Raw genomic sequence first — 14,914 nt, 5'->3', positions numbered from 1 at the left:
ATGGGCATCGGGGACGGCCGCGACCAGGTGCCGGGACCCATCAGCTGCTGCGCCAGCCGGTCGAGGTCACGGAAGGGGTCAGTGCGCATCAACATTGGTAACACCTCCAGAGGGTTCAGGCAGTGGCTGCCAATGCGCTCACTGACACCGTTGTAGCATGTCATCCAATGGATGACAAACATGATGTCGTCCATTGGACGACGCTCTGAGGGAGGAGCCTGTGACCGCAGCCGACCCATCACCCACAACCGGCACGAACGCCCTTGGCCCGGCGTCGTTCCTCGCCGCCACGGTGGCCCTTGACGCCATAGACGACGCCCTACGCAATGCCCACCAAGAGTCCCGGGACCTCCCCGATGCGCCCGGTCCTGGACCGGAGCAGGCGCTGGCCTCCCTGCTTCTGCTTCGGCAGGTGCGCGAGCAGCTCGCCGGATGGGAGACCGGCCTGATCGAAACCGCCCGCGACGCGGGTGCCAGCTGGGCCGACCTCGCCCACCCCCTCGGCGTCGCCAGCCGCCAGGCCGCCGAACGGCGCTACCTGCGCGGCCGCCCCGGCCCCGCCGGAAGCACCGGCGAACAACGCGTCCAGGCCACCCGCGAACACCGCGCCGCCGAACGCACCGAAGCCACCTGGGCCCGCCACAACGCAGCCGGCCTGCGCCGCATCGCCGGCCAGATCACCGCCCTCACCGACCTGCCCGACGCCGCCCGCACCCCCCTCGGCCAACTCCACGCAGCCCTCGCCCACGACGACCCCGCCGAGCTCATCCACCCCCTCCACGCCACCCGCCCCTACCTGACCGGCACCCACCCCGACCTAGCCGCACAACTCGACACCCTTCGCACCGACCGGGTCACCGACAAGACCCCTACCGACTGAGCGTCGCCGCGGCTGGGCAGGTCGCGCTCGCCAAGCACCTCTCCGCGTGCCGGACCGGGCCATCACCGTCACCCACCAGTGGGTACGCGTCCGGCCCGTCCCCCACGGCAGAAGCGGGTGAGTGTCCACGACACGCGCGTGACCCTGTTGCTGAACGGAAGCTTTGCGGCACGGCACGACACGGCGATCGCCGGCTGGAAGGGCGCCGAGCGGCCCTGGTGGTGAACCCCCCGGGCTCGCAAGAGGAGAGCTTCAGCGCGCCGAGGTCCTCGCCGTCGTTGTACAGCAGGAAGGACACCGCTCTGCCCGTTCGCCATCGACGTCACCCTGCGGACGGGCGGTGTTTCAGTCCGGTGGCCGCTCTCGCGGGAGGCGCTTCCGCTCGGGCCGCGCCGCCATGACGGAATCGGCGACGTGGCGATATGGCCCATCCACCGCAGACACAGCCTTGGGCTGTGCATCCGGCTCGGACCGTTCCGGGCCGGCGCCGTCTTCCGGACAGAGCGGGACGTGAGTTCCGACCGGCTGGACGTCACGGCGCAGCTCACCCATCTGGACACGGAGGGTGACCACCGCCAGCGGGAGGAGTTCCTCGCGCCCCTGCTCGGCCAGGAGGGACCTTGGCCCTTGGCCGTGAACACCGTCCCGGGCCGCAGCACGAGCTGCGGTCCCCGCGGACGCCCTGTGCGGGCCGTAGGGCGTCTGCTCCGGGATCCGCCTCCAGGCTCCGCGGCTGGGCCCGCCGGTTCAGCCCGCCCCCGGCAGCCGGACGGCGAGGGCCCCGTCGGGCTCGGTCCTGGTCTCGAAGCACGGCTGCGGGGCGGTCGCCGGGCCGCTCACCGGGGCTCCGTCGGACAACCGGAACACACTGCCGTGCCAAGGGCAGACCACACAGCCGTCGGCGATGTCGCCCTCGGACAGCGGCCCCGACAGATGACTGCACCGGTCGGCCAGTACGTCGACCCCGCCGTCCTCACCGCGAACCACCAGCACGGGCACCTCGCCAAGCATGCGCCGCTCCGGGATTCCAGGCTTCAGGCCGTCCACCGGACCGAGCCGGTGCCAGCCCGGCTCCACCAAGTGGGCGACAGGCTCCGTCTTGTTGGCGCCCGCGGCCTGCCGGTAGGCAAGATGGCCGCCGATGAACCCGCCGAAGCCCGCACAGGCCAGACCCCCGAGTCCAAGCGCCCGTCCGAGCTTCGGGCGTCGCCCGCGCACGGTGAACGACCCGCCGAAGAGCGCGACGGCGCCCGCGTTGGCGGTCGCGTGCACCAGGCCGGTGCGCATCTGCTGCTTGTGCTGCTCGGCCCAGTCCGTCCAGCCGGCAAGGGCGGCGGGAAATGCCGTCAGCGTGCCCACGCCGATGAGCACCCGGGCGGCCCGTTCCGCGCCCGGCACGAAGTCCAGAACGGCGGACGACAGCCAGGCGCCCATCGGCACCTGCACCAGAACCGGGTGGAGGGGGTGGCCGAGCTGGCGGCCATGAAGCACATCGCGAAGCGGCCCGAGGGGCAGACCGCGTACGGCCTTCTGTACGGGCGTCACCACGCGGTCGAGGGCCTGAGTGTTCTCCACCCTCTCGACCACGCCGAGGCAGGAGCCCAGCAGGCGGGGCAGGAGGGCGACGGCGCGGGCGGGCGGTGTCGGACGCTTCGGAACAGTGGTCATAGCTGCCGGTTCTCCAGGTTCACACGCGACAAACCAGGACACCATCTGCACCGTGCGAACACTCATTCCGGCTGCTCCGGCCGTCCCAGCCCGCTGGAAACAGTGACTCTGGCAGTGATCAGGAGGGGACAGTGAGTCAGCCGATCGCACCAGCCGGCCAACCGACATGTGGGCCCAGGAGGCTTGCCTCACCTTCGTGACGCCGACGGAACACGGAAGGCTGGTCGCTTCGGCGTACGGAGAGCGCGGGCGGCGACGTGCCGACCCGGCACCTTTCCCTGTGGAGCGTTCCGCAAGCCGCCCTGTCGAGCTTCGGCACGGCCGCGATGGGCACCCGCACGGAGAAGCACGGTACCCGGCGCCGCCTCCACGCTTGCCTCACCGGCCAAGGAGCGTCACAGCGGCGGGCGGCCCCGCACCACATCTGGAGGTCTGCGCAATGTCCGATTCCGCCGGATTCGATCCGCTTGCCGCTTTGTCTGCCTCAGGAGTGTCGGTGTGGCTCGACGACCTCTCCCGCGAGCTTCTCGCCGACGGCGATCTCGTGCGGCTGATCGCGGACAAACACGTGGTGGGGGTGACCACTAACCCCACGATCTTCGCTTCCGCACTGTCCAAGGGAGACCGTTACGACGACCAGCTCCGCCGCCTCGGCGACACGGGCGCCAGCGTCGACGACGCGGTCTTCGCTCTGACCACCGATGACGTGCGAGACGGCTGCGATGTTCTTCACCCGGTCCATGAGCGCAGCGGCGGCATCGACGGGCGAGTCTCCATCGAGGTCGACCCGCGGCTGGCGCGGAACGCCGACGCCACTGCGGCTCAGGCCCGCAAGCTGTGGACGGCGGTCGACCGTTCCAATCTGTTCATCAAGATCCCGGCCACCCACAAGGGGCTGAAGGCGATCACCGCCGTCATCGCGGAAGGCATCAGCGTCAACGTCACGCTGATCTTCTCCCTGGAGCGGTATCGCAAGGTGATGGACGCCTACCAGACCGGTCTGGAACAGGCCCTGGAGGCCGGGCTCGACCTGTCGGAGATCCACTCGGTGGCCTCGTTCTTCGTCTCACGCGTCGACACCGAGGTCGACCGCCGCCTCGGCGCCCTGGACAGTCCGCAGGCCCAGGAGCTCAGGGGCAAGGCCGCGATCGCCAACGCCCGGCTGGCCTACCAGGCGTACGAGCAGGTGGTGGCCGAGCCGCGCTGGCAACGCCTGGCCGCGGCCGGGGCCAACGTCCAGCGTCCGCTGTGGGCGTCCACCGGCGTGAAGAACCCCGACTACCCAGACACGATGTACGTCAGCGACCTGGTCATCGCGGGCACGGTCAACACCATGCCGGGCGCAACGCTGACGGCCTTCGCCGACCACGGCACCGTGCCGGCCCACGCACCGACCGCCGAGGACTACGCCGCCGCCGCAGCCCATCTGGCGTCGCTGAAGGACGCAGGTGTGGACTTCGCGGACGTGACCGACACCCTGGAGCGTGAGGGGCTGGAGAAGTTCGAGGCCAGCTGGGCTGAGCTCGGGGCCTCGGTGGACCGCCAGATGCGCTCCGGCACCGGTCCGGCGGCCGGGTCCGCGGGCGGTGGACCGCATGGACCGCACGGCAACGGCCTGCTGGCGACCTACCTCAACGACCACTACGCCGGAGCGACCGGTGGTCTGGAGCTTTTCCAGCGCGCCGCGGACACCGGGAGGAGCGAGGAAGAAAGGGCGGTCCTGAAGGACTTGGCCCGCCAGGTGGAGGAGGACCGCGAGGCGCTGGCGCAGATCATGGCCGACCTGGACGTGTCCGTCGACCGCACCAGGGCCGCCGTGGGCTGGGTCGTGGAGAAGGCCGGCCGCCTGAAGACCAACGGTTCCCTGTTCTCCCGCTCCCCGCTCAGCGACGTCCTGGAAACGGAGGCGATGCTTCTGGGCGTCCTGGGCAAGGCGGCCGGCTGGCGCACTCTGCGCGCCGTGGCCGACACCGACCGGCGCCTGGACAGCGCGCGACTGGCCCTCCTGCTGGACCGCGCGGAGCGCCAGAGCACGGCCCTGGAGAAGCTGCGGGTCGCCGCGGCGACCCGCGCGCTCGGCCTCTGGATCACGTCGACCAGCTGATCACCTCCGGGAAGGTTTCTCGCCTGCCCCGTGGCACCTTCCCGGCCCGCGGAACGCCCCCTCCCGCGGACCGCGGCCGAGAGCGACCCCTGATACAGGCGGCTCTGCTGCGTTCCGCTTCACCGGCTTGACGAAGGAGCAACGGCATGGCGAGTGAACAATCAGACGGCATGGCGGGACGCGACAGGTCCTTGGCGCTTCCGGTTGTGGAGCGGGCCGGCTGGGACGGGGTCGACGTGCGAGCGGTGGACACCGTGCGGCTGCTGGCGGCCGACGCGGTGCAGAAGGTGGGCAACGGACACCCGGGCACCGCGATGAGCCTGGCCCCCCTGGCCTACCTGCTGTTCCAGAACGTGATGCGGCACGACCCGCACGACGACCAGTGGCTGGGCCGGGACCGGTTCGTGCTGTCCTGCGGGCACTCCAGCCTGACCCTGTACATCCAGCTCTACCTGGCCGGCTACGGCATGGAGCTCTCGGACCTGGAGGCGTACCGGACCTGGAACTCGGCCACCCCCGGCCATCCCGAGCACCGCCACACCCGCGGAGTGGAGATCACCACCGGGCCACTGGGCCAGGGCCTGGCCGCCGCGGTCGGCATGGCCATGTCGGCCCGCCGCGAACGTGGCCTACTGGACCCCGACGCGGAGCCTGGCACCAGCCCCTTCGACCACCACGTCTACGTCGTCGCCTCCGACGGCGACCTGATGGAGGGCGTCACCAGCGAGGCCGCCTCCCTGGCCGGCCACCAGAAACTCGGCGACCTCACTGTCTTCTACGACTCCAACCACATCTCCATCGAAGACGACACCGACGTCGCCTTCAGCGAGGACGTCCCCGCCCGCTTCGCCGCCTACGGCTGGCATGTGCAGACCGTCGACTGGACCCACACCGGCGAGTACGTCGAAGACATCGACGCCCTGCTCGCCGCGACGCAGGCGGCCCGGGAGGAGACCGGCCGCCCGTCACTGATCATGCTGCGCACCGTGATCGGCTGGCCCGCCCCGAACAAGCAGAACACGGGCAAGGCCCACGGTTCCGCGCTGGGCGAGGAGGAGGTCGCCGCCACGAAGGAGTTGCTGGGCTTCGACCCCGCGGCCCACTTCACCGTCGAGGACGAGGTCCTGGCCCGCACCCGGCAGGCGGCTGAGCGGGGCCGACAAGCGCACGCGACATGGGACGAGACGTTCCAGGTTTGGCAGAGGGCCAATCCGGAGCGCGCCGCGATGCTGGCCCGGCTGCGGAAGCAGCAACTGCCCGACGGCTGGACCGACGCGCTGCCCGTCTTTCCCGCCGATGCCAAGGGAATGGCCACCCGGGCCGCTTCGGGCGAGATCCTCAGTGCGCTCGCGCCCGTCCTGCCGGAGCTGTGGGGCGGATCGGCCGACCTCGCGGGCAGCAACAACACCACCATGGACGGCGAGCCGTCCTTCGTCCCAGCCGACCGCCAGACCAAGGAGTGGAAGGGCGGCCCCTACGGGCGGACCCTGCACTTCGGCATCCGGGAACACGCCATGGGCGCGATCCTCAACGGCATCGCCCTGCAAAGCCTGACCCGGCCCTACGGCGGCACCTTCCTGACCTTCTCCGACTACATGCGACCGGCCGTACGCCTTGCCGCCCTGATGCAGCTGCCCGCGACCTACGTATGGACCCACGACTCCATCGGCCTGGGCGAGGACGGCCCCACCCACCAGCCCGTCGAACACCTGGCCGCACTGCGCGCCATCCCCGGCCTCGACGTCGTCCGGCCCGCCGACGCCAACGAGACCACCGCCTGCTGGCAGACCATCCTTGAACACAACGACCGGCCCGCCGGCCTGGTCCTGAGCCGGCAGAATCTGCCAGTCCTGGACCGTGACAACGGCGAGCACGCCCCGGCCCGGGGAGCGGCCCGCGGCGGTTACGTCCTGGCGGACGCCGTCGGCGGGGCGGTACCCGAGGTGATCCTGGTGGCCACCGGCTCCGAGGTCCACATCGCCTTGGAGGCCCGCACACTGCTGGCCGCGGAGAACCTCGCGGTGCGGGTGGTGTCGATGCCCTGCCGCGAGTGGTTCGCCGCCCAGCCGCAGAGCTACCAGGACTCCGTGCTGCCACCGTCCATCCGGGCCCGCGTCAGTGTCGAAGCCGCGGTGGCACAGGGATGGCGTGAGATCATCGGCGACGCGGGGCGGGTCGTCAGCCTCGAACACTATGGTGCTTCCGCCGCCTACCAGCGCCTTTACACCGAGTTCGGCATCACGCCCGAAGCGGTCGCCGCGGCTGCCCTCGACAGCGTCCACGACGCTCGGCATTCCGTCCGCCCCGGCGGCCACCAGCACACCTCAGCACCCGCCGAAGGAGGCACCGGCGACCGCCGATAGCCCCCTCGTCCCTGCACCGGTGAACAGGTCCGGCCGACGCGGCCGTTCCCGCATCCGTCCCGGGTCGCACAGCACCGTGGCGGAGCGTTCGAGGGCGGCGCCGGCACATCGGGGAAGTTGGTCACCACCAAGCCGAAACGGCGGACGCCGGGTCGCCATGGTGTAACCGGACCCTACGGCCGTTCAGCAGGGCGGTGCAGCAGGTGACGGCCACCCCCTCCAGGAGGTGTCCACCGCGGTTACCTTGGCGCCCCGCAGGGCCACCGCCACCGCGAGCGCGCCGCTGCCGGTGCCGAGATCCATGACTTGGCTGATGGGCGAGGGTGCAGGCGGTGCGGCTGAAGGAGCTGGCGCGCGGGCCTGGCCACGCGCAGGCGGTGGCCGTGGTGGAAGTTCAGCAGCGCGTTCAGGCTGGAGTCGCCGAAGGCCATCTCGGCCGCGTCCACGACGACCACGGCGTGAGTGGCGGCCTCGCCCGGCGGCTTGTGACGCGGTCGAGGGCGGTCCGGGAGACATCGGCGGCGGTGGCGTCCCAGATCGGGCCTGCGATTCAAAGTGCGATGCCGCCGTGGCCGCACCCCAGGTCCAGGGCGGTTCCGGGGTCAGGGTCAGGTCGGCGAGCAGGGAGGTCAAGACGGTGTTGGGCCCGGTGCCCGGGGGGATGCTTTCGGGCCGGGGCTACCGTGAGCCACGTGTTCACAGACATCGAAAGCTTCCAAGAGACGCTCGTGGCGAGTGGGTTGGCGCCTGTACTCAGTGGGCGCCATGACAGTGGGGAGTTCCGGGCCAGCGCCAGTGCACGCGACCTCGGTTTTCTCAAGCTGATCGAGCTCACCACGCCTGAAGGCGAGTGTTTCCGGGACGCTCGTTGCACCCGGGCCGATGACGAGGAACTGTGGCAGATCGACCTGGTGACGCGGGGACGGGCGCACGTTGAACAGGGCCGCAGCTCCGCCGATCTGGGGCCGGCCGACCTTGTCCTTATCGACCCCGCGCGGCCCGCGCGGTTCTCCAGCACCCCCAGCACGCACGTGACCATGCTGGTGCCCCGGCTGGAGCTGCGACTCCGCGCCGGGGACGCCGCCCGCCTGGTCGGTGTACGCATCAAAGGTGACAGCGGCCCTGGGGCATTGGTGTCATCGCTGGCGCGGGACATGGCCCGGTCACTGAAGGGGTTCCGCATGAGCGAAGCGAACCGATGCGCGGCCGCGGTGACCGAGCTGATCTCGGTGGCGCTTGAGGCGCAACTAGGTGACGTGCGCCCGTGCCCCGACGAAGCGCTCCGCGATCGTATTCTCGGCTACATCGAGGCACGGTTGTCCGACTGGGATCTCACACCGGCCAGAATCGCCGCCGCACACCACATCGCCGTACGCCGACTCCACAAGCTGTTCGAAGACCAGCCACTGACCGTAGCGGCCCTCATCCGTCGGCGCCGCCTGGAGCGGTGCCGCGCGGACCTGGCACGAGGTGACCAGACGGTCGTTGCCGTCGCCGCGCGCTGGGGATTCGCGGATCCGGCGCATTTCAGCAGACTTTTCAAGGCGACGTACGGCTACAACGCGGGCACGCTGACGTCCAACAACCGTGCGCGGACAGTCAAGGCGCCCGCCGCCCTGCCCGGCGAGGATGGTGGTGCGTACAGCTGAGAAGGGTGATCAGATGGAACAGTCAGTCGAGGCGATCCGTGCCATTCCGGGCCGGATGTATGAGGCCTGGAACCGAGGTGACGTGGCAGGTTTCTTCGCCGACTTCGCCGAGGACGCCTTGTTCGCGGACCTGGAGGGCACCATCTACCGCAGCCGCGCGGAGATGATCTCGAGGCACGAGGAACTCATCGCGACCGTGGTCAAAGGTTCTCGGCTGGTAGAGGGCGATGTAGCGTTCGCCCGAATCGTCAGCGCGGGTGTCGGGGTGGTCCACAGTCGCGTCGGCATGCTCCTACCGGGCGAGGAGCAGCCGCCGTCGACGCGCTTCTCCATGCAGCTCTTCGTCACGGTGTGGCGGGACGACCGATGGGTGGTCGTGGCCCTGGAGAACGCGCGTCTGCTCTCGTCGGAGAGCATGGCCGCCCTGGAGTCCCTGGCCGTCGGGTGACGGCGAATTTACATAACGGGGGGAAGTCTCAGGGAATTCGAGAATGCGGCCCGGTGGGAGAAGTACGTCACGGTCGTGGGCTGGTGGGCTTGCCGTTGCCCGGGCCACCTCAGCGTTCCGGGCAGCGCCATCCGACCCACGGGGGCTACCGCACCGGCGGCAGGGCCCCCTCACCCTCATGGACCAGGTCGGAGGCGTGCCCTGCGGGAAGCGGCGGGCTTCCGGGCGGCTTGCTCGTAGTACGGGCACCGGTGGTGAGTCGGGGATCGACAGCCTCGATTGTGCCGTCCTGCTCCATGACGCCAGCCGTCAGATCACATCATCTGACTCCGCGGTCTGCGAACCTCATTCTGAAAGACCTTTGAGCCAGGGGAAGTTGTGAGCATCCGTGCCCGGGAGGCATACGAGGTGACGAGAAGACTGCGGCGTTGCGCGGTGTGCGCGCCGACCCTGGTGGCGCTCCTGAGTGGCTGCGACGGCGGGCCCGTCACCGTCGCCCTTCCCTCGTCTAGGCAGCCGCCCTGCGTGGAACGCGACGCGGCTCTCGTGGGCTGGCTGGACGGTGACGCGCGGCCGGATCGGGTAGTCCTGGCCGACAACGGCGACGACACGACGGTGGAGTGGGGAACAACGGGAGGCGGTTTCGGCGTCCTGCCGGTTTCCGCGCCCTGGCAGGCTCGCGGAAAGGGGAGACGGCAGCCGTCGTGGTGGCCGACTTCAACCGTGACGACGAACTCGACCTGGCCGTTGTGGTGTCGAAGCCTCCGGAGAGGGACGATCCGGTACCCGCGAGAAGCGCAGAAACACGTCTCGGCCCCCTCCACCGGAACGGCCGGAGTGGCCGGACCCTCGGGCTGAACATCGACGAGACCAGCGGTCTTCCCCTCACCGACTTCCATCACGACGGCCTTCCGAAGTGGCCGCCGGCGAGTACGCGGGCGACGGACTGTACGGCGTCACCCCACTGCTCGGCACGGGGAGCCGGCTGGCCCGGAAGGGCGGGGAACGATGGAGCATGCAAGAGGCGGCCTCCGTAACCCCCCACCTGACGGGAACGCGACTTACTGAGTTCTGCCGCCCCTGCAAAGACAGTCGCTGAGCCCCTGAACCGCTCCGTCCCGTATACAGGTGACATCTCCGCCACGAGCGCCGACCCGCTCCAGATTCCGCGAGAACCACCCGACTTTTCGCGGCGGTGCGCTGGAGGCGCGCCGCGTATCAGCTGCCGCGCAGCCGCACCATCGGGCCGCTAGCAGAAGTCAGGGACCTGCCATGCTGCTGACCTGCGGCGCCGACCAGAAGAAGAGGCGCGGGCAGTAAATCACGGGGCTCATGGCAGGCATCGGCGGAGTTCCTCCGCTTGCGACCTGTCCGGACAAGTTCGGGACCTGCGCCTTTACCTCCCGGTGAAGGTCCCGTCGCACACTGGTCATCTGTTCTTGGTCAACATCCTCCCAACGGACCTTATGTTCGCGGTCAAGCAATGGGCAAAGACAGTAACGGAGGACGTTGTGTCCCTGGATGCTCGTAGGGCTCGGCGGTTCGCCGCTCCCGCAACAGCCGCAGTCGCCGCCGCGGTCGTGACGATGGTGGTCAACCCGACGATGGGCGCGTCGGCCTCGGCTCCGCACGCCTCGGCCAAGACCCCGACCGCCAAGAACGTCATCTTCATCAACGGCGACGGCATGGGCGCCGCCGCGCGCCAGGCGGCCCGGCTGCACCTGGCCGGCTTGGGCAGCCAGCTCGCGATGGACAAGCTCCCCGCCTCAGGCCAGCTGACCACCGACCCGGACGACCCGAAGGCCGTCGTCACCGACTCGGCCGCCGCGGCGACCGCGTGGGCCACCGGCGAGAAGACCTACAACGGCGCGATCAGCGTCGACGTCGACGGCAACCCGCTGGCCACTCTCGGCCAGCAGGCCAAGGCAGCCGGCAAGGCCACCGGTCTGGTCACCACCGCGCAGGTCACCGACGCCTCTCCGGCGGCGTTCTTCTCCAACACGGCCAACCGGTCGGCGCAGGACGAGATCGCCCGCCAGTACATCGAGGTCAGCAAGCCCGACGTCATCCTCGGCGGTGGCGAGGACTGGTGGCTGCCCGCGGGCAGCGCCGGCGCGTTCAAGGACCAGCCCGCCGAGGACCCGTCCGAGGCGAGCAAGGGCACCAAGGGCAACCTCATCGCCAAGGCCAAGAAGGCCGGCTACTCCTACGTCTCCAGCGCGGACCAGCTCAGCCGTGCCAAGAGCGGCAAGCTCCTCGGCCTCTTCGCCAACGAGGAGATGTTCCAGCAGCGCGCCGAGGGCCAGGGCGACGTGTACAGCCCGGTGGTCGGCCTCTCCACCATGACCAGCAAGGCCCTGTCCACGCTGGACAAGAACAAGAAGGGCTTCTTCCTCATGGTCGAGGAGGAAGGAGTGGACGAGTTCGCCCACTCGAACAACGGCACCCGCGTCCTGCAGTCCATGCAGGAACTCGAGAAGGCCGTGGCCGTGGCCCGTGCCTACGTCGCCACCCACCCCGACACCCTGCTGGTCGTCACCGGCGACCACGAGACCGGCGGCCTGGCCGTCGAGGACTCGGACGCCACCGACGAGTCCGGCACCGGCATCTCCGCCGAGGACGGCCCGTTCAGCATCCGCGGCAGCGAGAAGAGCTTCTACATCGACTGGACCACGTCCGGCCACACCGGTGTGGACGTGCCCGTGACCGCGGCCGGCCCGCTGTCCGACCGCTTCACCGGCAAGCACGCCAACACCTACGTGTACGACGTGCTGCGCCAGGCCCTCACGCGCCACTGAACCAAGCACGGCCGGCGGAGCCCCGGGCGCCATGGCGCCCGGGGCTCCGCCCCCTTCACGGCACTTCGACGAAGGCCACCCCTACAGCGCCGGTGACCTTCTCCACCGTGTCGGCGACCGTGCGGCCGACCTCTGGGGCGTGGCCGTACACCTCCAGCAGGAAGCCGATCACGTCCTCCGGGTGCTCTGCCGCCCACCGCTGTGCGACGGCCTGCTCCTCGGTGAGTTGCAGCAGGGCGGACTCCCGGCCCCGGGCGCCGGCGACGGTCACCACCCTGTCGCCCGCGGAGACCAGTTCGAGGCCGGCGATGACGTACTCCTGGCTACCGTGCCCGTCCTCGGTCAGGTCCCCCCGGACTACCTCGACGCGAGGATCCTCTGCGCCTGATGTGTCTGCGTAAAGGAAGGGCCGTAGGAGGACATACGGTCACGTCCTGTCCGCACGTACGGAGAGATCGTTGTCGACCGTGTAGTGGGGCCGCACGACCGCGCCGCCGATCACGGCCGCGGGGAGAACGAAGATGTCCCTGCGGTCCGCGACGTCGTCGAGGAGACGGCCGATCCGGACGGAGGTCTCACCGTCGACCCTGACGAACAGATCCCAGACACGGCTGCCGGGACCCGCGTCACCGGCCAACTCCCCGTAGTCCACGGTGAAGGAGAACCCACGGCCGTCCTTCTCGGCCACCGGCACGACGGTCCGCTCGGTGCCGCCCCCGCGCCGCACGCGCAGCAGCACGGCCGGAGCCTCGCCGAGGGTGGCGCCGTGCAGCCGTGCCCTGACGGTCATCGAGCGGTCCGTGACATGGACGCCCTCGACCTCCGCGTGGGCGGTGCGCAGCCACGCCCGCAGTGCCAGGTAGCCGTCCCTGGTGACGTACGGGACACGTACGGCGACCGGTGAGGGCCTCTCACGCAGGTGGCCCTCGACGAGGGTCCGGAGGTCCCGCAGTCCGGGGCGCAGTCGCTGCCGTGGCGCGCCTGGTTCGGGGACCAGGTAGACGTCCCACCGGCCCTCGGCGAGCGCGGGCTCCGGCTCCAGGACGGCACACGGCCGGCCGTCCGCCGCCGGTTCCAGGTCGAGGGCGTGGAGGACCTTTTCGGGCTGCCCCTTCTCGGGGCGCAGCCGCAGCAGCAGACAGCCCGTGGCCGACGGTGTCCGCAGCGTGAACGTGAAAGTGAGACGGCCGTCCGTGTCGGCCGTGCAGTCGGTGCGGAGGTCGGTCGCGGGCGTCGTGCCTTGTCCGGTGATCATCGCTTTCCCCTCCGTACCGTGTGCAGCGCGCTGGACGCCGCGACGTGCAGGACGTCGCGTGCGGCGAAGCCCCGGCTGACCAGGGCGCGTTCTATCCGTCCGCGTTCCACCGCCACCCGTCGCCCGGTCCCGCGTGCGGCGACGGCCTCGCCGATCAGGCACTCGGCCTGCTCCACGACCGGTACCGGGCCGAACCGCCGCGCGTTCTCCCGTGCCCTGCGGCCCATGTGCCGGCGCCGCTCGTCGTCCTGTACGAGTTCCAGCAGTGCGGCGCTCAACGCCTCGCGGTCTCCCACGGGGACGAGCCGGCCGTCGGCGCCGTCCTCGATGATCTCGCCGGGTCCGTACGGGCAGTCGGTGCTGACGACCGGCAGACCGCAGCGCATCGCCTCCACGATGGTCATGCCGAACGGTTCGAAGTCGGCCGCGGTCGCGCCGATCGAGCCCTTGACCCACTCCGCCTCCATGGGCGCGGCCGCACCCATCAGGAAGGCATGGTCGCTCAGGCCGAGGTCCTCGATGAGCTGCCGCAGCCGCGCCTGTTCCCGGCCCTTGCCGTAGATGCGCAGCCGCCAGTCCGGGTGGGCGGCGGCGACCGGGGCGAACGCCTCGATGAGGAGGTCGTAGCGCTTCACCGGGACCAGCCGGCCGGCGGCGACGATCACCTTCGCGGTGCCGTCCGCCGCGGGCAGCACCGGGTCGGGGACGCTGTTCGGCAGGGCCTCCACCCGGACGCCGGGCAGGCGCATCTTGCGCCGGTAGGAAACGGCGTCCGCCTCGGTGACCGTGGTCAGCAGGTCGAGCCGGCGGTAGGCCCGGCGCAGCGCGGTGCGCAGCCGGGGCGAGTGGCTGTCGAGGGTGAGGTGCTCCTGCCCGATGCGGACGACGTGCTCCGGCGCCTGGCGCGCGAGGTGCACGTTGAGCCCCGGCCGGGTGCCGATGACGACCTCGGCGTCGGTCTGCGCCAGACATTCGCCGATCCGCAGGTCGGTCAGTTCGCTGTACTGCCCATAGCGGTATTCGGCGGCGGGGAACACCCGCGCCGGTTTGAGATGCAGAGGATGTTCCTTCTCATGTCTCAGGTCCACCAGCGGCCTTAACGACACGCGCGGGTCCAGCACGAAGTCCGGGCGTTCGCGGTGCCGCAGTACCGAGACGATCTCCACCTCGTGCCGGTCGGCGAGTGCCTGGGCCAGGTTGAACGTGGTGGTGATCGTGCCTCCGATCCCGTAGGCGTTGTGGAGCAGGAAAGAGATCTTCATGGCGGACTAGACCCCGCCGGGGCCCGTTTCGTTGCCTCCTGTTATCCGTCCGTTGCCTTGCAGGCCATGTGCCGGACAGAAGCAACGGCAGAACGCCGGGCGCGCGCGGCAGTCACCCGCGGTGCCCCGCCCCCGGACCGTCGAGCCGGCCGGCGCCGAGGAGAGGTGGAGGATCTCCAGACGTGTCTTCCGATCCCCCAAACGCCCGCTCCAGCGGAGCGGTGTCGGTGCGCCACCCAACCCCTGCCCCCTTTGCCGCCTGACGCAGGAACCACCGGGCCGGGAGGACCACCAGCCCGGCCCTGATCCCGATCCCGATCCCGATCCCGATCAGCTTCCGCCGCTCCCACGCGATCCGCCACATGCCTGACTACGGGGGCGCCTCTCCGGCTGGACCCGGACCACCGATTGATCACCACCGCGTACCCGGTCAGGTGATCCGGTCAGCCGGTGCGGGTGTTCGTACTGTACATGTACAGTACGAACA

Annotated in this window: 9 protein-coding genes and 3 pseudogenes; 7 read left to right on the top strand and 5 right to left on the bottom strand. The window is 70.2% G+C overall.

Features of this window, described 5'->3' with window-relative positions:
• Positions 1-194 (bottom strand): annotated as a pseudogene (locus ACFXI4_RS44140) (hypothetical protein); the annotation flags it as partial.
• A gap of 26 nt (positions 195-220) precedes the next feature.
• On the opposite strand from ACFXI4_RS44140, the gene ACFXI4_RS44135 reads away from it, so the two are divergent.
• Positions 221-880, top strand: coding sequence for a type III effector protein (locus ACFXI4_RS44135; RefSeq protein ID WP_385003230.1), 660 nt, complete (start codon positions 221-223; stop codon positions 878-880).
• 315 nt (positions 881-1,195) lie between these two features.
• Positions 1,196-1,432: pseudogene (locus ACFXI4_RS44130) on the top strand (SsgA family sporulation/cell division regulator); the annotation flags it as partial.
• 195 nt (positions 1,433-1,627) lie between these two features.
• Here the strand turns inward: ACFXI4_RS44130 and ACFXI4_RS44125 are convergent.
• Positions 1,628-2,548, bottom strand: coding sequence for a Rieske 2Fe-2S domain-containing protein (locus ACFXI4_RS44125; RefSeq protein WP_385003227.1), 921 nt, complete (start codon positions 2,546-2,548; stop codon positions 1,628-1,630).
• A gap of 439 nt (positions 2,549-2,987) precedes the next feature.
• Here ACFXI4_RS44125 and tal point away from each other — a divergent pair.
• The 5 genes and pseudogenes from tal to ACFXI4_RS44100 all read left to right on the top strand — a co-directional run.
• Positions 2,988-4,100, top strand: a pseudogene (gene tal / locus ACFXI4_RS44120) (transaldolase); the annotation flags it as partial.
• 698 nt (positions 4,101-4,798) lie between these two features.
• On the top strand, positions 4,799-7,015 hold the full coding sequence (gene tkt, locus ACFXI4_RS44115; protein WP_385003223.1) for a transketolase: 2,217 nt from the start codon (positions 4,799-4,801) through the stop codon (positions 7,013-7,015).
• Positions 7,016-7,707: 692 nt separating this feature from the next.
• Positions 7,708-8,664, top strand: coding sequence for a helix-turn-helix domain-containing protein (locus tag ACFXI4_RS44110; protein WP_385003220.1), 957 nt, complete (start codon positions 7,708-7,710; stop codon positions 8,662-8,664).
• Positions 8,665-8,677: 13 nt separating this feature from the next.
• Positions 8,678-9,112: an SgcJ/EcaC family oxidoreductase gene (locus ACFXI4_RS44105; RefSeq protein ID WP_385003217.1), complete on the top strand. Its 435-nt coding sequence runs from the start codon at positions 8,678-8,680 to the stop codon at positions 9,110-9,112.
• A gap of 1,586 nt (positions 9,113-10,698) precedes the next feature.
• Positions 10,699-11,910, top strand: a complete 1,212-nt coding sequence (locus ACFXI4_RS44100) for an alkaline phosphatase (protein ID WP_385003214.1) — start codon at positions 10,699-10,701, stop codon at positions 11,908-11,910.
• Between the two features lie 55 nt (positions 11,911-11,965).
• Here ACFXI4_RS44100 and ACFXI4_RS44095 read toward each other — a convergent pair whose 3' ends face one another.
• The 3 genes from ACFXI4_RS44095 to ACFXI4_RS44085 all read right to left on the bottom strand — a co-directional run bounded on the left by ACFXI4_RS44095 (position 11,966) and on the right by ACFXI4_RS44085 (position 14,427).
• The gene (locus tag ACFXI4_RS44095; protein ID WP_385003212.1) at positions 11,966-12,181 is read right to left on the bottom strand and encodes a hypothetical protein; all 216 of its coding nucleotides are present in this window, start codon (positions 12,179-12,181) and stop codon (positions 11,966-11,968) included.
• A 156-nt stretch (positions 12,182-12,337) separates the two neighbouring features.
• Positions 12,338-13,165: a transferase gene (locus ACFXI4_RS44090; protein WP_385003209.1), complete on the bottom strand. Its 828-nt coding sequence runs from the start codon at positions 13,163-13,165 to the stop codon at positions 12,338-12,340.
• Positions 13,162-14,427: a glycosyltransferase family 4 protein gene (locus tag ACFXI4_RS44085; RefSeq protein WP_385003206.1), complete on the bottom strand. Its 1,266-nt coding sequence runs from the start codon at positions 14,425-14,427 to the stop codon at positions 13,162-13,164. The genes ACFXI4_RS44090 and ACFXI4_RS44085 overlap by 4 nt, the downstream gene beginning before the upstream one ends.
• Positions 14,428-14,914: the final 487 nt, after the last annotated feature.

Source organism: Streptomyces sp. NPDC059224, assembly GCF_042754285.1.
GTDB lineage: Bacteria > Actinomycetota > Actinomycetes > Streptomycetales > Streptomycetaceae > Streptomyces.
This window is presented reverse-complemented; position numbering and strand designations above follow the sequence as displayed.

What these genes read in the sequence shown, in the direction of transcription:
- ACFXI4_RS44125 (WP_385003227.1), bottom strand. Translation starts at nt 2,548, where the DNA reads ATGACCACTGTTCCGAAGCGTCCGACACCGCCCGCCCGCGCCGTCGCC.
- ACFXI4_RS44090 (WP_385003209.1), bottom strand. Translation starts at nt 13,165, where the DNA reads ATGATCACCGGACAAGGCACGACGCCCGCGACCGACCTCCGCACCGAC.
- ACFXI4_RS44105 (WP_385003217.1), top strand. Translation starts at nt 8,678, where the DNA reads ATGGAACAGTCAGTCGAGGCGATCCGTGCCATTCCGGGCCGGATGTAT.
- tkt (WP_385003223.1), top strand. Translation starts at nt 4,799, where the DNA reads ATGGCGAGTGAACAATCAGACGGCATGGCGGGACGCGACAGGTCCTTG.
- ACFXI4_RS44085 (WP_385003206.1), bottom strand. Translation starts at nt 14,427, where the DNA reads ATGAAGATCTCTTTCCTGCTCCACAACGCCTACGGGATCGGAGGCACG.
- ACFXI4_RS44100 (WP_385003214.1), top strand. Translation starts at nt 10,699, where the DNA reads ATGGTGGTCAACCCGACGATGGGCGCGTCGGCCTCGGCTCCGCACGCC.